The 22,858-nt window shown below is 62.9% G+C and carries 20 protein-coding genes; 3 read left to right on the top strand and 17 right to left on the bottom strand.

Annotated elements, in window-relative coordinates:
• The first annotated feature begins 7 nt into the window (after positions 1-7).
• Positions 8-946, top strand: a complete 939-nt coding sequence (locus FJQ89_RS14685; RefSeq protein ID WP_071075517.1) for a carbohydrate kinase family protein — start codon at positions 8-10, stop codon at positions 944-946.
• A gap of 49 nt (positions 947-995) precedes the next feature.
• Here FJQ89_RS14685 and FJQ89_RS14690 read toward each other — a convergent pair whose 3' ends face one another.
• Positions 996-1,529 (bottom strand): YggT family protein, encoded by a 534-nt coding sequence (locus FJQ89_RS14690; RefSeq protein ID WP_227742044.1) that lies wholly within the window; start codon positions 1,527-1,529, stop codon positions 996-998.
• Between the two features lie 83 nt (positions 1,530-1,612).
• Positions 1,613-2,431, bottom strand: coding sequence for a hypothetical protein (locus FJQ89_RS14695; RefSeq protein ID WP_205704496.1), 819 nt, complete (start codon positions 2,429-2,431; stop codon positions 1,613-1,615).
• Between FJQ89_RS14695 and FJQ89_RS28220 the strand changes: the two genes are divergently transcribed.
• Positions 2,400-2,813 (top strand): hypothetical protein, encoded by a 414-nt coding sequence (locus tag FJQ89_RS28220; protein WP_205704497.1) that lies wholly within the window; start codon positions 2,400-2,402, stop codon positions 2,811-2,813. The genes FJQ89_RS14695 and FJQ89_RS28220 overlap by 32 nt on opposite strands.
• A 720-nt stretch (positions 2,814-3,533) precedes the next feature.
• Here FJQ89_RS28220 and FJQ89_RS14700 read toward each other — a convergent pair.
• The 6 genes from FJQ89_RS14700 to FJQ89_RS14725 all read right to left on the bottom strand — a co-directional run bounded on the left by FJQ89_RS14700 (position 3,534) and on the right by FJQ89_RS14725 (position 10,988).
• Positions 3,534-4,685 (bottom strand): ribonucleotide-diphosphate reductase subunit beta, encoded by a 1,152-nt coding sequence (locus tag FJQ89_RS14700; RefSeq protein ID WP_141170714.1) that lies wholly within the window; start codon positions 4,683-4,685, stop codon positions 3,534-3,536.
• A 118-nt stretch (positions 4,686-4,803) separates the two neighbouring features.
• A complete protein-coding gene (locus FJQ89_RS14705) occupies positions 4,804-7,758 on the bottom strand; it encodes a ribonucleoside-diphosphate reductase subunit alpha (protein ID WP_141170715.1) in 2,955 nt (984 codons plus the stop codon).
• Between the two features lie 382 nt (positions 7,759-8,140).
• On the bottom strand, positions 8,141-8,752 hold the full coding sequence (ampD, locus tag FJQ89_RS14710; protein ID WP_141172810.1) for a 1,6-anhydro-N-acetylmuramyl-L-alanine amidase AmpD: 612 nt from the start codon (positions 8,750-8,752) through the stop codon (positions 8,141-8,143).
• Positions 8,752-9,810 carry a sigma 54-interacting transcriptional regulator gene (locus FJQ89_RS14715; protein WP_141170716.1) on the bottom strand — a complete coding sequence of 353 codons (1,059 nt, stop codon included), beginning with the start codon at positions 9,808-9,810 and terminating at the stop codon, positions 8,752-8,754. Before FJQ89_RS14715 ends, ampD begins: the two co-directional genes overlap by 1 nt.
• A 117-nt stretch (positions 9,811-9,927) precedes the next feature.
• Positions 9,928-10,188: a PP0621 family protein gene (locus FJQ89_RS14720; protein WP_071075508.1), complete on the bottom strand. Its 261-nt coding sequence runs from the start codon at positions 10,186-10,188 to the stop codon at positions 9,928-9,930.
• Positions 10,185-10,988, bottom strand: a complete 804-nt coding sequence (locus FJQ89_RS14725) for a cytochrome C assembly family protein (RefSeq protein ID WP_071075507.1) — start codon at positions 10,986-10,988, stop codon at positions 10,185-10,187. The genes FJQ89_RS14720 and FJQ89_RS14725 overlap by 4 nt, the downstream gene beginning before the upstream one ends.
• 328 nt (positions 10,989-11,316) lie before the next feature.
• On the opposite strand from FJQ89_RS14725, the gene FJQ89_RS14730 reads away from it, so the two are divergent.
• Positions 11,317-11,856 carry a hypothetical protein gene (locus FJQ89_RS14730; RefSeq protein ID WP_141170717.1) on the top strand — a complete coding sequence of 180 codons (540 nt, stop codon included), beginning with the start codon at positions 11,317-11,319 and terminating at the stop codon, positions 11,854-11,856.
• A 66-nt stretch (positions 11,857-11,922) separates the two neighbouring features.
• Here the strand turns inward: FJQ89_RS14730 and FJQ89_RS14735 are convergent, their stop codons facing one another.
• The 9 genes from FJQ89_RS14735 to FJQ89_RS14775 all read right to left on the bottom strand — a co-directional run bounded on the left by FJQ89_RS14735 (position 11,923) and on the right by FJQ89_RS14775 (position 22,849).
• On the bottom strand, positions 11,923-12,912 hold the full coding sequence (locus tag FJQ89_RS14735) for an ABC transporter substrate-binding protein (RefSeq protein ID WP_423245163.1): 990 nt from the start codon (positions 12,910-12,912) through the stop codon (positions 11,923-11,925).
• 127 nt (positions 12,913-13,039) lie between these two features.
• Complete coding sequence (locus tag FJQ89_RS14740; RefSeq protein ID WP_141170718.1) at positions 13,040-15,553, bottom strand: TonB-dependent siderophore receptor; 2,514 nt, start codon at positions 15,551-15,553, stop codon at positions 13,040-13,042.
• 80 nt (positions 15,554-15,633) lie between these two features.
• Positions 15,634-16,605, bottom strand: coding sequence for a FecR domain-containing protein (locus FJQ89_RS14745; RefSeq protein ID WP_243136062.1), 972 nt, complete (start codon positions 16,603-16,605; stop codon positions 15,634-15,636).
• Positions 16,595-17,125 carry a sigma-70 family RNA polymerase sigma factor gene (locus FJQ89_RS14750; protein ID WP_141170719.1) on the bottom strand — a complete coding sequence of 177 codons (531 nt, stop codon included), beginning with the start codon at positions 17,123-17,125 and terminating at the stop codon, positions 16,595-16,597. Before FJQ89_RS14750 ends, FJQ89_RS14745 begins: the two co-directional genes overlap by 11 nt.
• 128 nt (positions 17,126-17,253) lie before the next feature.
• The gene (locus FJQ89_RS14755; protein WP_141170720.1) at positions 17,254-19,248 is read right to left on the bottom strand and encodes a MacB family efflux pump subunit; all 1,995 of its coding nucleotides are present in this window, start codon (positions 19,246-19,248) and stop codon (positions 17,254-17,256) included.
• A gap of 5 nt (positions 19,249-19,253) precedes the next feature.
• On the bottom strand, positions 19,254-20,459 hold the full coding sequence (locus FJQ89_RS14760; protein WP_423245164.1) for an efflux RND transporter periplasmic adaptor subunit: 1,206 nt from the start codon (positions 20,457-20,459) through the stop codon (positions 19,254-19,256).
• Positions 20,460-20,532: 73 nt separating this feature from the next.
• Positions 20,533-20,874, bottom strand: coding sequence for a DUF3325 domain-containing protein (locus tag FJQ89_RS14765; protein ID WP_096237848.1), 342 nt, complete (start codon positions 20,872-20,874; stop codon positions 20,533-20,535).
• A complete protein-coding gene (locus FJQ89_RS14770) occupies positions 20,871-22,574 on the bottom strand; it encodes a PepSY-associated TM helix domain-containing protein (protein WP_141170721.1) in 1,704 nt (567 codons plus the stop codon). The genes FJQ89_RS14765 and FJQ89_RS14770 overlap by 4 nt, the downstream gene beginning before the upstream one ends.
• On the bottom strand, positions 22,571-22,849 hold the full coding sequence (locus FJQ89_RS14775; protein ID WP_099762135.1) for a hypothetical protein: 279 nt from the start codon (positions 22,847-22,849) through the stop codon (positions 22,571-22,573). The genes FJQ89_RS14770 and FJQ89_RS14775 overlap by 4 nt, the downstream gene beginning before the upstream one ends.
• Between the last annotated feature and the right edge of the window lie 9 nt (positions 22,850-22,858).

Consider the following 22,858-nt stretch of genomic DNA (forward strand, 5'->3'; position numbering starts at 1 on the left):
CACTATCATGACTAAAACATCGCTGATCTGCGGCTCGCTCGCCACCGACACCATCATGCAATTCCCCGGCCGCTTCGGCGAATCGCTGCTGGCCGACCAGTTGCACAAGGTGAACGTGTCCTTCCTCGTGCCCACCATGCGCACGGAGTTCGGCGGTTGCTCGGGCAACATCGCCTACAGCCTGAAGATGCTGGGCGGCGACCCGCGCATCGTCGGCGTCATGGGCCAGGACAGCGCCGCCTACCTGGAACGCCTGCAAAAGCTGGGCATTTCCACCGCCAACATCCTGATCAAGGCCGACAGCTACAACGCGCAGTGCTTCGTCACGGCCGATGCGGACAATAACCAGATCAATGCCTTCCACCCGGGTGCCATGTCGTTTGCGCATGAAAACCCGATCGCCAATGCGGGTCCGGCCAAGGTTGCCATCATTTCGCCCGACGGCGACCAGGGCATGCTCAAGCACGCCGCCGACCTGGCCGAGCTGGGCATCCCCTTCATGTTCGATCCGGGTCAACAGTTGCCACGCTTCAATGGCGAACAATTGATCGACTTCATCAACAAAGCCACGTATGTGTCGGCCAACGACTATGAAATGGAAATGTTGATGGAACGTACGGGCTTGACCCTGCCGGACATCGCCAGCCGCCTGGACGCGCTGATCGTCACGCGTGGCGAAAAAGGGTCGGAAATCTATACGGACGGCAAGCGCATCGACATTCCCGTCGTGGCCGCCAAGGAAGTGCTGGACCCGACCGGTTGCGGCGACGCCTACCGTGCTGGCTTGCTGTTCGGCATCACCAACGACCTGGGCTGGGAAACCAGCGGCCGCCTGGCCAGCCTGCTGGGCGCGATTAAAATCGCCACGCAGGGCGCGCAAAACCATGTGTTTACGCCAGAAAGCATTGCCGAGCAGTTCGAAGCGGCGTTCGGCTACCGCTATTAATATGTAACCCGGTCGGCTTGCGCCCAAGCGCAAAGCCGACCTCCCCGCTTTACCTCAGCACAATAATCATCCCCACCAGCACTTGCGCGATCTGCAACAGGATCAGCGCCACCAGCAGCGACAAGTCCAGGCTGCCGACCAGCGGCACGACCTTGCGGATCGGACGCAGCAGCGGCTCGTTCAGGGCCCGTACAAACGGCGCCAGCGGCGCATGCGGGTTGACCCAGCTGAAGATGGCTTCGATGATCAGCAGGGCCATGAAACCGTAGAGTATCCATTGCAGGAAGCGTTGCAGCGACTTGAGCAGCACCACTTCGACGGGAGCGCCGGAAATAAACAGGACCGAACTGGCCAGCAGCACGATCAGGAAGGCGCCGATCAGGCTGGCCCAGTCATACCCGCCCACGCCCGGCACCACGCGGCGCAGGGGGCGCACCAGCCAGTCGGACAATTGAAACGTGAATTGCGCCACCGATGAAGGGGGCCGCACGCGCACCGCCTGCATCCAGAAGCGCAGCAGCAATACGCCGCCCAGCAAGGTGGCAATGGTATCAACGATCAATGTAAGGATAACGATCAGCACGACTAATTCTCCAAAAAAAAACCGCTGTGTGATTGAGTCACACAGCGGCGTGTTGCCTCATCCAGGCACCCGTATCGTCGGAATTACGATGGGCGGGTGCTGGTTGGGAATGGCCAGGCTGCAGCCGGTGCCAACACGGTTTTTGCTACAGGTGCGATAGGTGCCGATGGCTTGGCGACAGGCGCTGCCTTCTTCGGTGCGGCCTTTTTAGGCGCGGCCTTCTTGGCGGCTGGCTTGGCGACCACGGCGGCTGGTGCCGCTGGAGCTGCTGCTGCCACGACTGGCGCTGCGACTGGCTTGGAGGCAGGTTTCGCTGCGGCTTTCGCTGCTGGCTTGGCTGCTGGCTTCGCTGCTACCTTGGCCGCTGGCTTGGCTGCAGGTTTCGCTGCGACCTTGGCGGCAGGTTTCGCTGCTGCTTTGGCGACCGGTTTGGCGGCTACTTTGGCGGCTACTTTGGCTGCTGGCTTGGCGGCAACTTTCGCTACCGGCTTGGCTGCTACCTTGGCCGCTGGCTTGGCTGCCGCTTTGGCTGCCGGCTTCGCTGCTGCTTTGGCGGCTGGCTTGGCGACGACTTTTTTCGCTGCTGGCTTGGCTGCTGCTTTGGCGGCAGGTTTCGCTGCGGCTTTCGCTGCTGGCTTAGCTGCTGGCTTGGCTGCTGCTTTGGCTACCGGCTTGGCAACGGCTTTTTTCGCTACTGCCTTGACGGCTGGCTTGGCTGCCGCTTTTGCTGCGGGCTTGGCTGCTACCTTGGCCGCTGGCTTGGCTGCCGCTTTTGCTGCTGGCTTGGCTGCTGCTTTGGCGGCCGGCTTGGCTGCTGCCTTGGCGACGACTTTTTTCGCTGCAGGCTTGGCTGCTGCCTTGGCGACCGGTTTGGCGGCAGGTTTCGCTGCGGCTTTTTTCACTGCTGGCTTGGCTGCTGGTTTTGCTGCAGTTTTGGCTGCTGGCTTGGCAACGGCTTTTTTCGCCACTGGCTTGGCTGCTGCCTTGGCGGCAGGTTTCGCTGCCACTTTCGCGGCTGGCTTGGCTGCCGGCTTGGTTGCCGGCTTTGCTGCTGCCTTGGCCGCTGGTTTCGCTGCGGCTTTTGCTACTGGCTTGGCAGCCACTTTTGCTGCAGGCTTGGCTGCGGCTTTGGCGACTGGTTTCGCTGCGGCTTTGGCAGCTGGTTTAGCGGCAACCGTCTTGGCTGCGGCTGCCGGCTTCTTCGCGGCAGGAGCAGCCTTGACGGCTGGTTTCTTTACTTCTGATTTCTTAGCGGCTGTTGCCATTTGTCTCTCCTTCATCTGAGATGAGAAATTTAAGCTACAAGATTTAAACCCGTCCGACCCACCACAGGGATAGGCCAGGCGAATTATTCATCGGCACAAACGGTCGTTTGCGCTAATGAATTCGGCACCAGCTGAACTGCTGCAACTCCTCACGTTTGCAGCACTTCAGCCATCGTCGGTGCCACCCTGCTTTATCTCGCAGCTGGTGGCAAAGTCTGAATTCGGTCATTCGTTTTCGATGCCGTGCGTTTTTTCGCTCCTCGCATCGCGCTCGCCACAACACCCATGCGTCAAATAAAAAACCGCCATGCCTGAAAAAATTCGGGCACGGCGGCAGACGAAAACGGTGTGGTTTTGTGCATATCCGTGTAAATCTGTATCCCTGTTTTGCGAGCTTTTTTTGCTACCGCGCTGGTTAAAAAACCCCGCATTCTAACGCTCGCATTTGCAATCTCATAAAGTACACGAAAACCTTGTCAATGCGCAACCGGCACGACACGTTTTCGCCCGCTTTTTTGCACGTTACGCGTGCTATCGCACAATCGCGCGGCAAATGCCGCCGCCAGCGTCTCCTGAAATGATTTTTGGGGTCCGCCATGCGCCCCTTCGCGGCAGGCGAAAATCCCCGCGCAAGCCTCGTCGCATCGCGGAATAAAGCATGCATTTTTCCACCGCCATGCACGCGAAAAAAAAAGCGCCGTCACGAGGACGGCGCTTCCTGGCGTAGCCTGAAAAAGGACTATTCCCAGTTCAGCGCACCACCCGTTTGGTACTCGGTCACGCGCGTCTCGAAGAAGTTGCGTTCCTTCTTCATGTCGATCATTTCGCTCATCCACGGGAATGGATTTTCTTCCTGGGCGAACAGCGGCTCGAGGCCGATCTGCTGCGCGCGGCGGTTGGCGATGAAGCGCAGATAGCCCTTGAACATCGGTGCGTTCAGACCCAGCACGCCGCGTGGCATGGTGTCTTCCGCGTACGCGTATTCCAGCTCCACGGCTTGCATGAACAGCACTTTGATCTCTTCGCGGAATTCGGCCGTCCACAGCAGCGGATTTTCCATCTTGATCGTGTTGATCAAGTCGATGCCGAAGTTGCAGTGCATCGATTCATCGCGCAGGATGTACTGGTACTGCTCGGCGGCGCCCATCATCTTGTTCTGGCGGCCCAGCGCCAGGATCTGCGTGAAGCCGACGTAGAAGAACAGGCCTTCCATCAGGCAGGCAAACACGATCAGGGATTTCAGCAGCTTCTGGTCGTTTTCCACCGTGCCGGTAGTAAATGCCGGGTCGGTCAGCGTATTAATGAACGGGATCAGGAATTCATCCTTGTCGCGGATCGACTTGACTTCGTTGTAGGCGTTGAAGATCTCGCCTTCGTCCAGGCCCAGGGATTCCACGATGTACTGATAAGCGTGCGTGTGGATCGCTTCCTCGAACGCCTGGCGCAGCAGGTACTGGCGGCACTCGGGTGCCGTGATGTGGCGGTAGGTGCCCAGCACGATGTTGTTGGCGGCCAGCGAGTCGGCCGTCACGAAGAAGCCCAGGTTGCGCTTGACCAGGCGGCGCTCGTCGTCCGTCAGGCCGTTCGGATTTTTCCACAGCTCGATATCGCGCTGCATGTTCACTTCCTGCGGCATCCAGTGGTTGGCGCAGCCGGCCAGGTATTTGTCCCACGCCCACTTGTACTTGAACGGCACCAGCTGGTTGACGTCCGTCTTGCCGTTGATGATGCGCTTGTCGTCGGCATTCACGCGGCGCGCCACTTGCTCGGCGTTCGCTTCGGACGGCTCGGCACCGGCCGGCAGGTTCAATTCGGTATTTCCCAATGGCGCTTGCTGCGCCGGACGCGGCACAGCTGCCGACGTGGTTTCATCATCCCAGGACAACGACATAATCTTCTTCCTTTCCATGCCGGCGAGCCGGCGATCCGCAACAGGCCCGTTGTATCGGACAATGCGGACATTGATAACATTGAATCAGCCCGACCGTGCCGGGCTGACAACTAAAATCTTACTGGCAGGCTTCGCATTCTTCAAAGCCGTCATCCCCCGGACGCAGGTAGCAGGCTTCGCCATCGGCGTCGTCCGCTGCAGCTGCCACCACGGGTGCCACCACGGCGGCGGCAGCTGCCGCCACGATCGCTGCCTGTGCGCTCTGGGCGCTGGCAGACATGCCGCCATCGACTGCCACGGCGTTCAGGGCACCCGTCTTGGAGGTCGATTTCTCCATGTGGGTAGCGGCGATGGTACGCAGGTAGTAGGTGGTTTTCAGGCCACGCAGCCATGCCAGCTTGTAGGTCTCGTCGAGCTTCTTGCCCGATGCGCCAGCCATGTAGATGTTCAGCGACTGGGCCTGGTCGATCCACTTCTGGCGACGCGAAGCCGCTTCCACCAGCCAGCTTGGCGACACTTCAAAGGCGGTGGCGTAGATGTCGCGCAAGTCTTGCGGGATGCGGTCGATCTTCACCAGCGAACCGTCGAAGTACTTCAGGTCGGAGATCATGACTTCATCCCACAGGTCGCGCGCCTTCAGGTCGCGCACCAGGTAGCCGTTGATCTCGGTGAATTCTCCCGACAGGTTCGATTTCACATACAGGTTCTGGAACGTCGGCTCGATACAGGCCGATACGCCGATGATGTTCGAAATCGTCGCCGTCGGGGCGATCGCCACGCAGTTCGAGTTGCGCATGCCGAACTTGGCGATGCGTTCGCGCACCGGGGTCCAGTCCATGGCCGACGAGGAATCGACTTCCAGGTAGCCGCCGCGCTCTTCGGCCAACAGTTTGACCGAGTCCTGCGGCAAGATGCCACGATCCCACAGCGAACCGGCATACGATTCATAGCGGCCGCGTTCTTCGGCCAGTTCCGTCGACGCCAGGTAGGCGTAGTAGCACACCGCTTCCATCGAGGTGTCGGCGAAGCTGACGGCGGCGTCCGAAGCGAACGGGATGCGCATCATGTGCAGGCAGTCCTGGAAGCCCATCACGCCCATGCCGACCGGACGGTGGCGCATGTTCGAATTGCGCGCCTTCTCGACCGCGTAGTAATTGATGTCGATGACGTTGTCGAGCATGCGCATGGCGGTGCGCACGGTCTTGGCCAGCTTGACGTGATCGAGCTTGCCTTCCTTCATGTGCGCCGGCATGTTCACGGAACCGAGGTTGCAGACGGCGATTTCGTCAGGGCCCGTGTTCAGCGTGATTTCCGTGCACAGGTTCGAGCTGTGGACGACGCCGACGTGCGACTGCGGGCTGCGGATGTTGCAAGGATCCTTGAACGTGATCCATGGGTGGCCCGTTTCAAACAGCATCGACAGCATCTTGCGCCACAGGTCCAGCGCCGCGATCTTCTTGAACGAACGCATTTCGCCGGCGGCTGCCTTGGCTTCGTAGCCCAGGTAAGCCTTTTCAAAGGCCTTGCCGACCAGGTCGTGCAAGTCCGGCGTTTCGGATGGCGAGAACAGGGTCCACTCGCCTTTTTCCATGACGCGCTTCATGAACATGTCGGGAATCCAGTTCGCCGTGTTCATGTCGTGCGTGCGGCGGCGGTCGTCGCCCGTGTTCTTGCGCAGGTCGAGGAATTCCTCGATGTCCATGTGCCAGGTTTCCAGGTAGGCGCAGACGGCGCCCTTGCGCTTGCCGCCCTGGTTGACTGCCACGGCCGTGTCGTTGACCACTTTCAGGAACGGCACCACGCCTTGCGACTTGCCGTTGGTGCCCTTGATGTGGGCGCCCAGGGCGCGCACTGGCGTCCAGTCGTTACCCAGGCCGCCGGCGTACTTGGCCAGCAGCGCATTGTCCTTGATGGCGTCGTAGATGCCTTCAAGGTCGTCCGAGACGGTGCTCAGGTAGCACGACGACAGCTGCGAACGCAGGGTGCCGGAGTTGAACAGGGTCGGCGTCGAGCTCATGAAGTCGAACGAGGACAGCAGATTGTAGAACTCGATGGTGCGCGCTTCGCGGTCCGCTTCGTTCAGCGACAGGCCCATGGCCACGCGCATGTAGAACGCCTGCGGCATTTCGATGCGCACGTCATGGATGTGCAGGAAGTAGCGGTCATACAGCGTTTGCAGGCCGATGTAGCCGAATTGCAAGTCGCGGTCGGCAACGATGGCCTTGGCCAGGCGTTCCAGGTCGAAACTGGCAAGCACCGGGTTCAGCAGGTCGTTGGCGATGCCCTTGGCGATATATTGCGGGAAATACGTCAGGTATTCGGCAGCAGCGGCCGCTTGCGGCACTTCCTTGCCGAACACTTCCTTGCGCACCGTGTGCAGCAGGATGCGGGCCGTGACCTGGCTGTAGGCCGGATCTTTTTCCATCAGCGCGCGCGCCGCCAGGATGGCCGACTTGTGCAGCTCTTCGACGGGCACGCCGTCGTACAGGTTCTTCACCGTTTCAGCCAGGATGGCGTCGGCATCGACGTGCTTTTCCAGGCCGGCGCAGGCGGCGTTGATCAGGTCGCGCACTTCCTGCATGTCCAGCAGGCGGCGCACGCCGTTGTCAGTGACGTTCAGTTGCGGTGCGGTCACTTGCGCGGAAGCGCCCAGCGCCTCCTTCTGCAAACGGCGCTCTTCCATGTGCTTGGCACGGTACAGCACGTAGGCACGCGCCACATCGTGCTCGCCCGAACGCATCAGCGACAGTTCCACCTGGTCTTGCACGTCTTCGATATGGAAGGTGCCGCCACCCGGGTGACGGCGCACCAGCGCGGCGACGACGCCGTCGGTCAGTTGCTCCACCAGTTCGCGGACGCGTGCCGAAGCGGCGCCCTGGCCGCCGTTAACGGCCAAAAACGCCTTGGTCATGGCGATGGCGATCTTCGAAGGCTCAAATGCCACCACCGCGCCGTTGCGGCGGATGATGCGATAGTCGCCCAATGCCGCGCCGGTGCTCGCCACGCTATTGGCCGCGCCTGGCGCTGGCGATACTGGCGTTGGATGGATGGAAATATCTTGTGGTGATTGCATTGAAGCTCCCGTTGTCAGCTAAAGTCAGCCTGCAGTTTTGCTGCCGCGTGTGTTGTTGAATAGAACGCCCGATGGTCAGGGTTTCTTCAGGTATTTGTTGCTAGATAGTAAATGATATACAGCCGAAAATCAGACGGCCAACCTGTACAGCCCGGTTGGCGCGAAACACGATCAAGGGTGATGAAACGCCAGTTCCCGTTGCCATATCAACAAACAGGGTAGCTTTGGTAATAATTCTGAAAATGTCTGTGATGGCACTACATATAGTCTTTAAATCCAAATTATGTACTAATTGTAGTGCCCATCGAAAGGCGATGCAATAGTTTTCCGGCATCCGCCAGCGTAATTTTTTGTATTTTCATATACGATTTCGGTTGACTTTTCAGGGCACGGATGGAAAGCCCAATCCCCGCGTAGTAAGCGCTAACGCAGGCTGCCCACGCATAGTTTCCAGCCAGCATTTTTGATAAAAATGCCAGTCAAAAAACGGCCCCGGATCCGTCTTCCTTCCCGGCGCAATGTGCTCGTGGCCGCGCACCTGGGACAGCCCGTAGCGCACCACCAGTGCCGCCGTCAGCGCCGCCAGCACATGGTATTGCCGCTGCTGGAAGGGCACATCGTCCGCGCCTTCCATTTCGACACCGATAGAATAGCCATTGCACTGCGGGCGTCCTTCGAACATGGACGCGCCGGCATGCCAGGCACGTTGATCAGTAGAAACATATTGCAACAGCGCACCATCGCGCCGCACAAAAAAGTGCGCCGACACCTGCAAGCCACGCAGGTCGGCGAAAGAAGGATCGGCATTATAGTCTACCCGGCCGGTAAACAAGTCCGACACATGCGGTCCGCCAAAGTGGCCGCCCGGCAAGCTGATGTTATGGATCACCAGCAAATCGACTTGCGCACCGTCCGGGCGCGCATCGTGGTATGGCGAGTCATAGCGCAGCGCGCCGTCGCACCAGCCGTCTTCGTCTATCGTCCATGCTGTCATCAAGGTAGCGCTTCCTGTATCGTCAATTTCTGCATGCGGTAACGCAGCTGGCGCACGCTCAGGCCCAGCTGGCGCGCCGCCCGTGCGCGGTGATAGCGCGCCTGCACCAGCGCCTGCATGATCATGTCGCGCTCGGCCTGGCGTAAATACATGTCCAGCGGCAAGGCGGGCGGCACGCCATATGCCGCCATGCCGGGCAGGCACAGTTGCCGCTCAGGCAAGTCCGGCAATGCCGGCGGCGCCCGCAGCGGCATGGCGCCCGCCACTGACGGCAAGGCCAGCGCGTCGAGTGCAATCACGCCGCCGTCGGCAAAGGCCAGCGCCCGCTCCAGTATATTTTCCAGTTCGCGCACATTGCCGGGAAACGCATACGCGGCCAAAGCCGCCAGCACCGGCGGCGCCAGGCTCACGGCCTGGCGTGGCGCCAGACGCGCCAGGATCACCTCACATAATACCTGCAGATCGCCGCGCCGCTCGCGCAACGGCGGCAGCGCCAGCTCGATCACATGGAGGCGGTAAAACAGATCCTGGCGAAACGTGCCGGCGGCCACGCCGCGCGCCAGGCCATGCTGGCTGGCGCAGAGGATGCGCACGTCGACGGCCTCGTCAGTACTACCGCCCAGCTTGCGCACGCGCCGCTCCTGCAGCACGCGCAACAGCTTGACCTGCATGGCCAGCGGCAGATCGTCGACTTCATCGAGCAGCAAACTGCCGCCATGGGCCGCCTGGAACAATCCCTGGCGCTCATGCAGCGCGCCCGTATAGGCGCCCTGGCGGCAGCCGAAGAATTCGGCCTCCATCAACGCTTCGGGAATCGCGCCGCAGTTGACGGCAATAAAAGGGAAGCTGGCGCGCGCACCCTGCGCATGGATGGCGCGCGCCGCCAATTCCTTGCCCGTGCCCGATTCGCCGCGGATGGCCACCGGCGCACCACAGCGGGCGATGCGGCCGATCTGCGCACGCAGCGCCTGCATGGGCAGGGAGTTGCCGCTCAGTTGAGGCGCCGGTGGCATGCCGGCGGCGGTCACGGTATGCGGGCTGAGGCTGGGACTGGACATGGGACGCGCCTTTCTGCAATGGCGGCAACGAAGCGCCTGCTGCAGATGCTACGCCGGACGCAGGCCGGAGGACGTTACGATACGGATGAGCAACGCGAGCGAACTGCCGGCCTGCCCTTACAACGTGGCGTGCGCGTGGCTGCAGTAATCGTGGCCCTTGGCTTGCACGTTTTCCGAGGCCGGGTAGTACACGCCGCAATGGGCGCAGCACAGCATCAGCTCTGCATCCGGCAATTCCTGTGGCCGGCCCGGCGGCGCATACGGGTTCGGCTGCTGTTGCTGCTGCGCGCGGGCGCGTTGCTGCATGCCCCGGATCTTGCTGCGGATAGCAAACAGCACCAGGAACACCAGCGCCAGCCAGAATAAAACACGTGTCATGCGTATCCTCGGTGTAAAACCACTTCCAGTACAAAACGGCTGCCGACATAGGCCAGCAGCAAGGTGGCGAAACCGGCCAGGGTAAAGCTCAGAGCCGTCTTGCCGCGCCAGCCGCGAAAGCGGCGGCCTGCCAGCAGCGAGGCAAACAACAGCCACGACAACATGGTAAACACCGACTTGTGATCCCAGGTCAAGGCCTTGCCAAATAATTGTTCGGAAAACACGATGCCTGACAGCACGGTCAGGCTCAGCAGGATGAAGCCCAGACCGATCATGCGAAACAGCAACTTTTCCATCGTCAACAGGGCCGGCAACTGGTCCAGCGCACTGCCGATGAAGCCGCGGCTTTCGCTGCGCGTATGCAAACGCGATTCCTGCAGCGCCATGAGCACGGCGTGAAAGGCGGCAATCGTCAGGGTGCTGTAGGCGAGCACGGCCACGGCAATATGCCAGCCGAAGACGGCCGACTTGCCTTCCATGCTGACCTGGCTGCCAGGAAAGGCCCAGGCCAGGCCGATGGCGATGACGGCGCTGGGCATGACCATGCGGCGCAGTCCATCCAGACTGAAATTGCGGTTCTCTATCCAGTAAGCGCCCACCGATACCCACAGCGCGGCCGACAGCATGGCGGAAAAGCCGAAGCGCAAGGTGCCCGGCGCCATCAGGTCGAACCACAGGGTAGCGGCGTGCGCCAGCCAGGCGACGCCGGTCAGGCCGGCAATGAGCCGGGCACGGGACGAGGGAAGCACCGCGCACGCCGCGTACAACAGGGCGGCGATAAGAAAGAAATAGATCTGCATAGTTTAAGTTTACACCATAGCCGACAAGCGCGATTCAAGCGACAGCCCGGGTGACAGGCATTCCGCCGCCAGCCAATGCTGCAAGCCTGCCATGATATCGCGCCTGAGGCGTAACGGGGTAGCGCACCCTCAAGATTTCGGTATTCTTTCTACCGACACACTTTTTCCACGGCACAACCACGTTGCCATCCTGATTAGCCAGTCCTATAATTATGTCCACATAGCAATATTCATCCACCCTAAGGCCACCGCCCCCTCCATGCTTTCCTTCAGAAAAATTACCTGGACCTGTCTCCTGCTGGCCGCCTGCACTGTATTAAGCGGTTGTATGAAAGATGCGCCTTCCCAATCCACGTACGAGGAATATTTCCGTACCTCGATTCAAAGCTATGACCTGTACAAGGACTACTTCGAGATCGCGAAACTGGAAAAACTCAATGGCTGGAAAGAGAACGAACAGTACGAAATCAAGGGCTCGGCCATCCTGCGCGCCAAGGTGGGCTACCTGGAACTGCTGGCCGACGTGGCCGACAAGCTCGAGACGCAGGCGAAGACGGATGGTTCCGTGGGCATGACCATGGGTCTGGGCCTGATGGCGCGCGGCATGAGCGGCGAAAACAAGGTTTTCCGCGACTTCTGGGCGCAGCAGCAGGAAAAGAAAGCGATTCCCGCGCCGCTGCTGACCCGCCAGGCGGCGATGACGGCCGAGCGCTTCGAAAACCTGCTGCAATGGTCGGACCAGCTGGTGCAAGACAATTACGGCGCGATCATCAACCGCCAGCTCAAGAAAGGCGATGAACTGACGCGCATCTATACACTGAGCTTCCGGCAGACGGAAAAAGGCTGGATGGGCTTTAACGCCCGCTAAGGGCGCCGCACATAAAAAACCTCCGGACCATTGCTGGCACGGAGGTTTTTTGATGGTTTTACTGATTTACTTCACATTCAAGCTCTTTTTCGCCTGTTCCAGCAGGTCCGTCTTGACCCAGTCCTTGGCCACGGGCGGCTTCGTCATGCGGCCCACGCCCGTTTTCACCATCACATCGGTGGTCACCTGGATATGCTCGGGCGAGATGTCGTACGAATACGGCGAATTGCTGATTGCGTCGTCGAAGTCATCCTTCGTGATCTGGCCGCGGAACACGACTTCGCGCACATATTTTTCCGCCGTCGCCTTGTTGTCGATAAAGGTCTTGGTCGCTTCGACGAAGCAGCGCATGAATTTTTCCGCCACCGGGCGGCGTTCTTTGTAGAACTTTTCCGTCATCACCATGGTACGCACGGGTTCGCCAATCGGCGTGTCGTACGGTTTCAGGATTTCTGTACCAAAACCTTTGTTGATCGCCTGCGACGATTGCGGTTCCGACTGCATCATGGCGTCGATATTCTTGCCCATCAGCGCCTGGTTCAAGTCGGCGTAGGCCAGGAACACCAGTTGCACATCCTTGCCCTTGGTGTCGGAATACGTCAGGCCCGCTTGCGCCAGCTCGGCCAGCAGCAGCACTTCCTGGATGCCGCCGCGCGTCACGCCCACGCGCTTGCCCTTCAGATCCTTGACGCTGGCAATCTTTTGCCCGGCGCCCCCCACCAGGCGCGCGCCGCCCTTGGCAAAGCCGGCCACCACATAGATGGGCGCGCCGCCGGCGCGGCCGGAAATGGCCGCTTCGGACGCCGTCGCACCCACGTCCAGCTCGCCGGCGATAATCGCCTGCATCACGTCGAGGCCCTTGGCGAAGATATGCTCTTCGACCTTGATGCCGCACTTGGGCGCGATTTCCTTGATGTACGACACGGCGCCGTAGTGGGCGAATTTTAAATTACCCAGGCGCACGACCTCCTGTGCCTGGGCCTGGACGGCGCCCATGCCGAACGCCAGCATGAGGGCGGCGGCGATACCGGTCTTCAAGGTTGATTTCTTCTGCATCGGGTTCTCCTGTGGTGGTTGGTGTGTGCCCGCAAGGGCATAAAACACAGCTTTTTTAATTATGGGAAGATAGTACCGCGTGTTGGGGACAGGGCAACACTTTTTTGCCCCGGCAGGCCCGTGCTATTTAAAACGTGGCGCGCAGGGTTACGCTCGCATTGCGTGGCGCGCCGTACCAGTTGCCGCCGCCTGAGTAGCCCGTCTTTTCATAGTAGTGCTTGTCAAAGAGATTATTGACGTTCAGGGCCAGCGACCAGCGGGGATCGATGCGGTATTGCGCCAGCGCGCTCCAGACGGCATAGCCACCCTGCGTAAACTGGAAGTCCTGCACGGCGCCGGCGCGCGTGAGCACCGTGCCACTCGTGTAGCTGGCGCTCTGGATGGCGACGTTGCCACCCACCTTCCAGGCTGACCAGGCGCCAGGCAAGGTATACGCCGTCGACAGCTTGAACAGATGCTTGGGCGTGATGCTGCTGAAAGGCAAGCCCGTGCTGTCATTCTTGCTGTGGTTGAAAGTATAGCCGGCGGCGGCCTGCAAGCCGGGCAAGAGTTCGCCGCCCACTTCCATATCCGCGCCGCGGCTGGTCACCTTGCCTTGCGGCAGATAGCAGCAATTGCCCGCATACAGATCGGTTTCTTCCGGATAGCCGGGGTCCAGCACCGCCTCGCCATTGCGTTCGACATGGAACAGGCTGAAGGTGGCATTCAGGCGCCCGTCGAGCAGTTCACCCTTGAAGCCGCCTTCATAGCTCTTGCCCGTGATGGGCTTGAGCGAGGTGCCCGGCATCGGCCCCGCCTTGTACAGCGCCTGCGGCTTGAAGATGGCGGAATAGCTGGCATATGCCGACCACTGTGCATTGAGGTCGTAAATGATGCCGCCATACGGCGTGAGCTTGGTCGGCTCGCTGAAGCGGCTGTCCGAGTCGGGTGCCCACACGCCCGTGTCGCCATCGAGAGATGCCACGTATTGCTTGAATTTGTAACGGGCCAGGCGCGCGCCCAGCACCACGTGCAGCTGGTCGCTGGGATGCAGGCGCACGGTGCCATACGCGCCATACTGTTCCTGCTCCCATGGATGAAAACGGTACCAGACAGGGCCATTGTCGCCGCCGGACCATGGCGTGGCATCGGGATTGAAAGGATTGGCCGGCGTACTGCCGGCCCCCGTCTGCCGGGCCGAATCCCAGTAGCTCGTGACCTTCTGCCGGTCGGCTCCCAACAGCAACTCATGCGTGCGTCCCAGCAGCTTGAAATTGCCCGTCAGATTCAGGTCCAGCACATTCTGGTGATTCCAGGCATTGTTGCGCGTACCGGCCCACACCACGCCATCGCTGCCGCCAGGCTGCACGGCTCCGGTGGTAAACGTGCCGCGTCCCTTGGCGCTCTGCTCGACGTGGCTGGCATTCAGTTTCAGCTTCCAGCCAGTGGCAAAGCGGTGTTCAAGCTGGGCAAACAGCTCCGTGACCGCATTGTCGACATACCCCCAGGGCTGGCTCAGATTGGTCGAGCGCGGCAGCTGCAAATCCGTGCCATCGGCATAACGGGGCAGACCGGAACCACTGCCATTCGTATCGCGCTTGGCATGCGACCAGCCCACGGTCAACAGCGACCCCGTGGGCAGGTCCGCTTCCAGCACAGCGTACACGAGTGCCTTTTCCGTACGGAAGTGGCGCATGAAGGAGCCATCATTTTCATACATGGCCACCACCCGCCCGCGCAGCCGTCCATCGTCAGTGAGCGGGCCCGTGGCGTCGATATCGGCGCGATAATTGCTCCAGCTAGCCGCCGACAGCGCGGCCGCCAGTTGCCGCTGCTCCAGCGGTTTCTTGCGCGCCAGATTGATGATGCCGCCCGGATCACCGGCGCCGGACAGCAGGCCGGACGCGCCGCGCATCACCTCGACCCGGTCGTACATCGCCATATCCTGGATCGCCGTCGCGGTGTAGCTGCCGATATTGAAGGGCGCGCCGCCATCGATCTGCATGCTGTCGATCTGGAAGCCCCGCGAATAGAAATTGTAGGCGTGGCCGTTTACGCGCTGCAAGGTGATGCCCGGCGTCAGCGCCATGGCGCCACCGATATCCTTGACGTCCTGGTCATCGAGCTGCTGGCGCGTCACCACCGATACCGACTGGGGAATTTCGCGAAACGACTGGTCCGTCTTCGACGCGATGCTGGTGACGCGGCTCGTGTACGAACCCGTGCCTTCCGTGCTGCCATCGGCGGCGCGGCGCGCGCGCACGCGGATCGCGGCCAGGGTTTGCTCATCAGCGGCGCTGGCAGCGGCACCCGCCGATGTCGCGGCTGCGGGCGCCGCTTTTTGCAAGGTATAACTGCCGTCGCTGCGGCCGACGAGTTCCAGGCCGCTGCCGGCCAGCAGGCGCGCCAGCGCCTCGCGCGGCGTATAGCTGCCGCTCAGGGCCGGACTGCTCAGCCCCGCCGTCAGTGCCGGATCGAACGACAGGGCGATGCCCGTCTCGACGGCCAGGGTGGACAGGTTGCGCCCCAGGGGGCCAGCCGGCAGCGCGATACTGCGCGCGGCGGGCGCGTCCGGCGATGCGGCATGGGCGGGCGCCGCCATGGCCAGCACGGCCAGGTGGACGGCGAGAAAAACGATGGAACGGAGGGGAGCTGCAGGCATGACATTTCCTTTACATGGCAATGGGATCTTCTTCCCCTTGCCAGCCCGGCGCGAAAAAAGTGTCAGGTTCTTTCAACTATTTATTCAGGTGCATCCAGGGTGACCCAATAGCCGCCAAGGCGCGTGCGCGCCGCCACAGGATAGGTCGATACCAGCATCACCAGCGCCGCATCCGTGTCCGTGATGGGAAAGGCGCCCGAGACGCGCACGTCGGCCACGCGGGGATCGCAGCGCACGATGCCGGGCCGGTAGCGGCCCAGTTCCAGCGCAAAATCGTGCAAACGCATGGCGTCGGCCAGCAGCATGCCGCGCTGCCACGCCAGCGCGCCGCCGTCCAGCGCAGCGGGTTCGCCGATGGCCGCCGCCGTGAAGACCACCTGCCGTCCCGCTGGAATGATGTGCTGCGCACCGCTGCGCGCCTGCACGCGCACGCGGCTTTCCCGCACCGCCAGCAGGGTCCGGCCATCATCCTGGCGCACGGAAAACTGCGTGCCCAGCGCTTCGAGCCAGCCTTCGGCCGTGGCGACAAGGAAGGGACGGCGCTGCGCATCGGCGGCAGTGTGCACGGCGATTTCGCCGCGCCGCAGGGTCAGCAGGCGCTGCGCGCCATCGAATTGCACGTCCAGGGTAGTGGCCGTATTGAGGCTGATGCGGCTGCCGTCCGGCAGGGTGATATCGCGCCGCTCGCCAGTAGCCGTGCGGTAGTCGTGGCGCCAACCCTGCTGCTCCATCAGCAGCCAGGCGCCGGGCACCACCGCCAGCAAGGCGGCCAGTTTCAGCAGCGCGGCGCGGCGCGCCGAAGTGCGGTCCAATTCGCGCGAGCGGTCCAGCGCCGGCATGGCCAGCTCCGGCGGCAGGCCGCCCAGTTTTCCCAGCAGCGCTTCGGCACGCTGCCAGGCACGCGCATGTTCCGGGTCGCTGGCGCGCCAGCGTTCGCACGCGCGCCGCTGCTGCGCGCTGGCCGCGCCCGAGTGCAGCTGCATCAGCCAGTCGGCAGCCTGTTCGAGTACACGCGGGTCAATCGGACCACTGGCGCCCATGCTAGTTGTCATCGAGCTGCAGGCACGCCAGGAACGCCTGCTTCATATAGCGCTTCACGCTGGCCAGCGACACCTCCAGCCGCACGGCGATGGCGTCATAGGTCAGCCCTTCCAGCTGCGACAGCAAAAAGGCGCGCCGCACGCTGGCCGGCAGGGCATCGAGCATGGCGTCGACCTGGTGCAGGGTTTCCAGGATCAGCAATTGCTCTTCACACGATGGCGCTTGCGCTTCGGGCAGCAGGGCGATGGCGTCGAGATAGGCGCGTTCGAGCGCCTGGCGCTGGTACCAGTTGATCAGGATGCCGCGCGCCACCGTCGTCAGGTAGGCGCGCGGCTGGCTGATGGCGACGATGTCGCGCCCGGCCAGGATGCGCACGAAGGTATCGTGTGCCAGATCGGCCGCGTCAAAAGCATTGCCCAGCTTGTAGCGCAACCAGCCATGCAGCCAGCCGTGGTGCTGCTGGTAAAGCACCTGAGCGGCATGCGTGGGAGAAGAGTGGTCTTGCTGTAGGGCGAAGTCGGCGGCCGACATGGGCATCCTTTCCTGTCAGGCGCCTGGCACCAATGCAAATAAGAATTATTCTCATTTTAGCCGAAAGAACAACGCCGGCGCAATGCCTGGCCGCGATGGCAGGCATGGCGCCGGCGTTTTTACAACACCTACTGTCCCGCCAGCGCCACCACCGGATCGAGTCCCGACGCCTTGCGCGCCGGCATGAAGCCAAACACCAGCCCCGTCACCACGGCGCAGGCAAACGCGCCGGCGATGGCGCTCAGCGAAAAGATCACCGGCACGTCCCATACCAGCAGCAGGCCGGCCACCGTCACGCCGACCACGATGCCGGCCACGCCGCCCACCACCGACACCAGCACGGCTTCGGTGAGGAACTGGCGCAGGATGTCGCGCCGGCGCGCGCCCGTCGCCATGCGGATGCCGATTTCGCGCGTGCGCTCGCGCACCGTCATCAGCATCACGTTCATGACGCCGATGCCGCCCACCACCAGCGACACGGCAGCGATCAGGCTAAGCATCATGGTCATGTTGTCCTGCGTCCTGGCTTCGGCGGCGATCGACGCGGCCGCGTTGCTAATGCCATAGTCGCGGATGCGGTGGCGTTCGAACATGGTGGCGTCGACCGCCGCCTCCACCTCGGTCACGCGCTTGACGTCGTCCACCGCCATGACGGTGTAGGTCGGCTCGCGCTGGCCGAAGACGCGGATGCCGGCCGTGGAAAACGGCAGCAGCAGCACGTCGTCTTCATCCTTCTCGCCCGTCAGCGCGCCCTTCGCGCTCATCAAGCCGATCACCTGGAACGGCACATTGCCGATCAGGATGCTCTGCCCCACGGGATTGGCCACGTCGGGCATCAGTTTTTCCGCCAGGTGCGCGCCCAGCACGGCCACGGTGGCCATCTCGCGCTCGTCTTCTTCGGTAAAGAAGCCGCCCTTGGCCACCGGCCAGGTCTGGATCTGCGGCAGGGCCGGCCCCGTGCCGCGCACATACGTCTGCACGTCGAGGTTACCGTGGCGTATCACCTTGTTACCCGTGACATTCGGCAGCACGTGGGTGATGCCCGGCACATCCTTGAGCGCATCGAGATCGGCCAGGGTGATGCTGCGCCCGGGGATGCGCGAGCTTTCGCCGCGCGACGCCATGTACAGCAGGTTCGAGCCGAACGCGCCTAATTGGGCCATCACTTGCTGGCGCGTGCCCAGGCCGATGGCCAGCATGACGATCACGGAAGCGACGCCGATGACGATGCCGAGCAGGGTCAATCCCGTGCGGAAGCGGTTGATCCACAGCACGCGCCAGGCGGCGCGCGCCGCATCGAGCAATTCCGTGCCCAGCGACGCCCCCGTGTCATGGGCGGCACGCGACATGTCCAGCGGCGGCAGGGCCGTCGACGTGGAGGGAATGGCAATGGCGCCCGAGTCTGCGATGATTTCGCCATCGCTGATCTCGATCACGCGGCGCGCCTGGGCCGCCACCTTGCGGTCATGCGTAATGAGGATGATGGTGTGGCCCGCGTCGGCCAGTTCACCCAGCAGGGCCATGACTTCGGCGCCGCTGCTGCTATCTAAGGCCCCCGTCGGTTCATCGGCAAGGATGATGCGCCCGCCATTCATCAGGGCGCGCGCGATCGACACGCGCTGCTGCTGCCCGCCCGATAATTGATTCGGCCGGTGGTCGAGCCGCTCGCCGAGGCCCAGGCGCTTGAGCAGCGCTTCGGAGCGGGCGTGGCGGGCGGCCGCCGGCATGCCCGCGTACAGGGCCGGCACTTCCACGTTCTCGCGCGCCGATTCGGTGGCGATCAGGTGATAACCCTGGAAGACGAAGCCGAACGCCTCGCGCCGCAGCCACGCCAGTTCATCGGGATTCAGGCTGGCCACGTCCTGGCCGGCGAAGCGGTAGGTACCGTCGCTGGGACGGTCAAGGCATCCCAACAGATGCATCAGCGTCGATTTGCCGGAACCGGATGCGCCCACGATGGCGACGAATTCACCGGCGCCGATGGACAAGGTCAGGCCGCGCAGCACTTCCACGGCAGGCGCGCCATCATGGCCGCCATAGCGCTTGCGGATGCCGGCAAGTTCAATCAGTGGTGCCGGCTGGCCAGGTTCTCCGGCTTGCCCCAGCGACGCGGCCTCGCTCATGGCGCTCACAGCTGGAACCTGCTGGCGCCGCTGCTGGCCGGCTGCTCGCCCGTGACCAGCAATTCACCTTCGCGCAAGCCTTGCAGCACTTCCGCGCTGAGGCGGTTGCGCACGCCCACGGTGACGGCGCGCGTATCGACCTTGCCGTCGGCATCCATCACGCGGGCCGTGAACTGCCCCGGCCTGGCGCCTTCTTCCGTCGACGGTTTCAGGGCCGGCAAGGGCACGGCCAGCACATTGTTTGCCGCGGCCGTGACAAACACCACCTGCGCCGTCATCTGCGGCATCAGTTCGCCATCGGCGTTATCCACGTCGAACAGCACCGTATATAAAATCACCTTGCTGGTCGACGGCGCCAGGGCCGTGCCGGCGGCAGAACCACCGGGCACCGGCGGCGCCGGCAGCACTTGCCGCACCTTGCCGCTCCAGCGCCGCTGGTCGCCGCCCAGGGTGGTGAAGTACACGGGCATGTCCGGGCGTACGCGGCGCACGTCCGCTTCCGACACTTCCGTCCATACCGTCATGGCCGACAGATCGGCGATGCGCAGGATGTTTGGCGTCTGGTACGTAGCGTTCAGGGTCTGCCCTTCCTTGGCGTCCAGGCCCACCACCTTGCCGGCCATGGGCGCGTAGATGCGCGTATAGCCGAGGCGCGCTTCGTCCGCCTTCAGGCTGGCCTGGGTCTGGGCTATCTGCGCCTTCAGGTGGTCGATCTTGGCGCCGGCCGAGGCCAGCGTGGCTTCGGCCGTTTCCAGGTCGGCCAAAGGCGTCGAGTCGAACTTGGCCATCTGCTTCTGGCGCACGTGCTGCTGGCCCGCCAGGCGATGCTGCGCCTGCTGGTCTGCCAGCTGCGCGCGCAAGCCCGCCAGGGCGGCGCGGCCCGCGTCGACCGTGGCTTGCTGCACGCTGGGGTCGATCTCGGCCAGCAACTGGCCTTTTTCCACGGCGCTGCCCGGCTGCACGTGCAGGCGCGTGATCTGGCCCGACACCTGCGCGCCCACGTCGACATAGGTCTGCGGCTGCAGGGTGCCGATGGCCGTGACGCTGGCCTCGATATTGCCGCGCTTGACGGGCGCCGTGTCGAACACGGTGGCCGGGCCGCGCGTGGCCCACAGTGCACCGGCGCCCAACAGCGCCAGCAAGACCGCGCCGCCCAGGATGCGGGCGCGGCGGGAAGGCAGACGGGCCGCCATCAGGAAGCCGCCTTCCATACATTCAAAACATCAATCGGTGTCGCCGGGCGTGAAAAATGCATCAGTCTATCCTTGAAAATGGCGGTGCTCATCACCGCAGGAACGTCACAAGACCTGCCAGCGCGGCGACGGCTGCCAGCAGGGAACTACGAAACAGCAAGCGGGGGGCATACGGCAGCAGCAGGGCCACCAGCAGCGCTCCCGCACCGATGAATCCCAGCCAGGCGACCACGCCGACGGTAGCGCTCCAGCCGGCCACGCAAGGCCAGATGGCCAGCGCCAGCAGGATGGCGCCCGCCAGTTGCAGCGCGCGCCGCACGTTCGGCGCCGCGTCCCTGCCCCAGACCTGGCCATGGTGGCGGTCCATCGCCAGCGAGAGGCTGGCCATGCCCGCATACGACAGGCCCAGCGCGCACAGGATGGTGTTGATCATGACTGTCCTTCCGTATTGACTTGCAGGCTGGCCGCAGGCGCAGCGTTTTCTCTGGCGGCGGCTTTTTTAAGCGGCTTTTCCTTGCGCTTGCGGACTTTCCACGCGCCCCAGGCGGCCAGCAGGCCGAAGGCCATGCTGCCCAGCTCCACGCCGGCGCTTTCCCAGTCGCCGCGCGCGACTTGCGCCACCAGGTTGTCACCCGTGCTCAGGACATTGAGCACCGGCAGCAGCAGGCACAGCGCCGCCAGCAAGCCCAGTTGCTCGATCCACGCGCGCTTTTCCGCGCGCAGGCAGGCATGCACCAGCATCAAAAACCACACGCCGAAGAAGGCGCGCACTTCCCAGCCGGCGCGGTGCTCGAGGCCGACGGGGATCAGACGGTTGGCCCACAGGAAGCCCACGCAGGCGATCGACAGGCCGGCAATCGCCGCCACATTCAGGCAGGCGATGACGCGGTACACGCGCTGCGTATAGGCGCCGAACTCGCCGCCGGACTTCTGGCGGCGCTTGACCATGAACATGATCGCGCCCGTGCCCATCATGGCAGTGCCGGCCAGGCCGCAGAAGAAATACAGCCAGCGCATCGGCGTGCCGCCGAAACCCACCATGTGCAGGTTCGACATGACGGAGCGCGTCAGGCCCGCACCGCCCGTGTCCGACTCGCCCGGCAGGCGCACGGCCACCTGCTCGCCCGTGGCCAGCGCATAACAGGCCCTGCCCGTATTGGCGCTAATGCGCGTGAGCAGTTCCGTATCCTCGTTCCAGCCATACATGCACACGCGCATGGAAGCGTCATTCGGGTTGTCCAGCACCACGGCGCGGATTTCCTGGCCGATGGCCTGTTCGGCGCGCAGCGCGAACGATTCCAGCGCGGGAATAGCCAGCGGCTGGCCGATGCGCGCAGGTTTGCCCGCATCGTTCCAGTCGGCCAGGAAGGCCCGCTTGGGGTTGTCCATGCCGTATTGCGCCACCACGGGGGCCGGCACATAGTCATCGCTGAAAAATGCCAGGCCCGTGTAGGCGATCATGAACTGGAACGGTAACGTCAGCACGGCCACCGCGTTATGCGCGTCGAGCCACGAACGCTGGCCCTTGGCCGGGCGGAAGGTAAAGAAATCCTTGAAGATACGCTTGTGCGTGATGACGCCACTCACCAGCGCCACCAGCATGATCATGGTGGTGATGCCGACAATCCAGACGCCGATGCGTCCCGCGTGCAGCTCGTAGTGGAAATCGACAAAGTGGTGGCCGCCGATCGTGTCGCGCTGCGTTGCCTCGCGCGCATGGTTGACGATGGCGCCCGTCAGCGGATCGAGGTCCGCCGAGCCATAGCCGCCGCTGGGCTGGAACCAGTAGGCGGACAAGCCGTGGCCGGGACGCTGCACCGGCCAGATTTCCCACATGTCCGCCTTCGGGTGTTCTTTCGCCATGAAGTCGAGCGCCAGTTCCAGGCGGTGCGCGCGGTCCGTGACCTTCGGCAGCGGCGGATCGTTCGCATGCGCCGCCTCTTCCAGAGCGTGTTCGGGCGTCATCCAGTGGCCGATCGGGTCGTCGAAGACGGCCAGGGTGCCGGTCAGGAAAATGGCGAACAGCAGCCAGGAAATCCACAGGCCGCTCCACGTATGCAGCCAGGCCATGGCCTGGCGCAAGCCGCCCTGTTGCGGCGTTTTCACCACTTTGTCTACCTTGACGGCGTTCATGCGGCACCTCGCGACAGCAGCAGGCCAAGGCCGCCGCATAGAATCGCCGGCAGCAGCATGCCGAGCCAGGCGCGGCGCAGGTCTTGCACGGCAAAGACCCAAACCACGGCGCAGGTGTAGACGACAAAGGCGCTCAAGGTGGCCGTCAGCACGGCTTCGGCGCGCGACAGCGGCAGCACGGCCGACAGCAGCACGGCCACGCCGGACGTGAGGGCATAGCCGCCAAAGACGGCGGCGAGCACGCGCGAGAACAACAGCATATTGGCAGATTTCATCGTTGCGGC

Source organism: Janthinobacterium tructae, assembly GCF_006517255.1.
GTDB classification, from domain to species: domain Bacteria; phylum Pseudomonadota; class Gammaproteobacteria; order Burkholderiales; family Burkholderiaceae_D; genus Janthinobacterium; species Janthinobacterium tructae.

What these genes read in the sequence shown, in the direction of transcription:
- FJQ89_RS14770 (WP_141170721.1), bottom strand. Translation starts at nt 22,574, where the DNA reads ATGAACGCCGTCAAGGTAGACAAAGTGGTGAAAACGCCGCAACAGGGC.
- FJQ89_RS14755 (WP_141170720.1), bottom strand. Translation starts at nt 19,248, where the DNA reads ATGAGCGAGGCCGCGTCGCTGGGGCAAGCCGGAGAACCTGGCCAGCCG.
- FJQ89_RS14705 (WP_141170715.1), bottom strand. Translation starts at nt 7,758, where the DNA reads ATGCAATCACCACAAGATATTTCCATCCATCCAACGCCAGTATCGCCA.
- FJQ89_RS14775 (WP_099762135.1), bottom strand. Translation starts at nt 22,849, where the DNA reads ATGAAATCTGCCAATATGCTGTTGTTCTCGCGCGTGCTCGCCGCCGTC.
- FJQ89_RS14735 (WP_423245163.1), bottom strand. Translation starts at nt 12,912, where the DNA reads ATGCAGAAGAAATCAACCTTGAAGACCGGTATCGCCGCCGCCCTCATG.
- FJQ89_RS14700 (WP_141170714.1), bottom strand. Translation starts at nt 4,685, where the DNA reads ATGTCGTTGTCCTGGGATGATGAAACCACGTCGGCAGCTGTGCCGCGT.
- FJQ89_RS14765 (WP_096237848.1), bottom strand. Translation starts at nt 20,874, where the DNA reads ATGATCAACACCATCCTGTGCGCGCTGGGCCTGTCGTATGCGGGCATG.
- FJQ89_RS14740 (WP_141170718.1), bottom strand. Translation starts at nt 15,553, where the DNA reads ATGCCTGCAGCTCCCCTCCGTTCCATCGTTTTTCTCGCCGTCCACCTG.
- ampD (WP_141172810.1), bottom strand. Translation starts at nt 8,752, where the DNA reads ATGACAGCATGGACGATAGACGAAGACGGCTGGTGCGACGGCGCGCTG.
- FJQ89_RS14750 (WP_141170719.1), bottom strand. Translation starts at nt 17,125, where the DNA reads ATGTCGGCCGCCGACTTCGCCCTACAGCAAGACCACTCTTCTCCCACG.
- FJQ89_RS14745 (WP_243136062.1), bottom strand. Translation starts at nt 16,605, where the DNA reads ATGACAACTAGCATGGGCGCCAGTGGTCCGATTGACCCGCGTGTACTC.
- FJQ89_RS14730 (WP_141170717.1), top strand. Translation starts at nt 11,317, where the DNA reads ATGAAAGATGCGCCTTCCCAATCCACGTACGAGGAATATTTCCGTACC.
- FJQ89_RS14760 (WP_423245164.1), bottom strand. Translation starts at nt 20,459, where the DNA reads ATGGAAGGCGGCTTCCTGATGGCGGCCCGTCTGCCTTCCCGCCGCGCC.
- FJQ89_RS14720 (WP_071075508.1), bottom strand. Translation starts at nt 10,188, where the DNA reads ATGACACGTGTTTTATTCTGGCTGGCGCTGGTGTTCCTGGTGCTGTTT.
- FJQ89_RS14685 (WP_071075517.1), top strand. Translation starts at nt 8, where the DNA reads ATGACTAAAACATCGCTGATCTGCGGCTCGCTCGCCACCGACACCATC.
- FJQ89_RS14725 (WP_071075507.1), bottom strand. Translation starts at nt 10,988, where the DNA reads ATGCAGATCTATTTCTTTCTTATCGCCGCCCTGTTGTACGCGGCGTGC.
- FJQ89_RS14715 (WP_141170716.1), bottom strand. Translation starts at nt 9,810, where the DNA reads ATGTCCAGTCCCAGCCTCAGCCCGCATACCGTGACCGCCGCCGGCATG.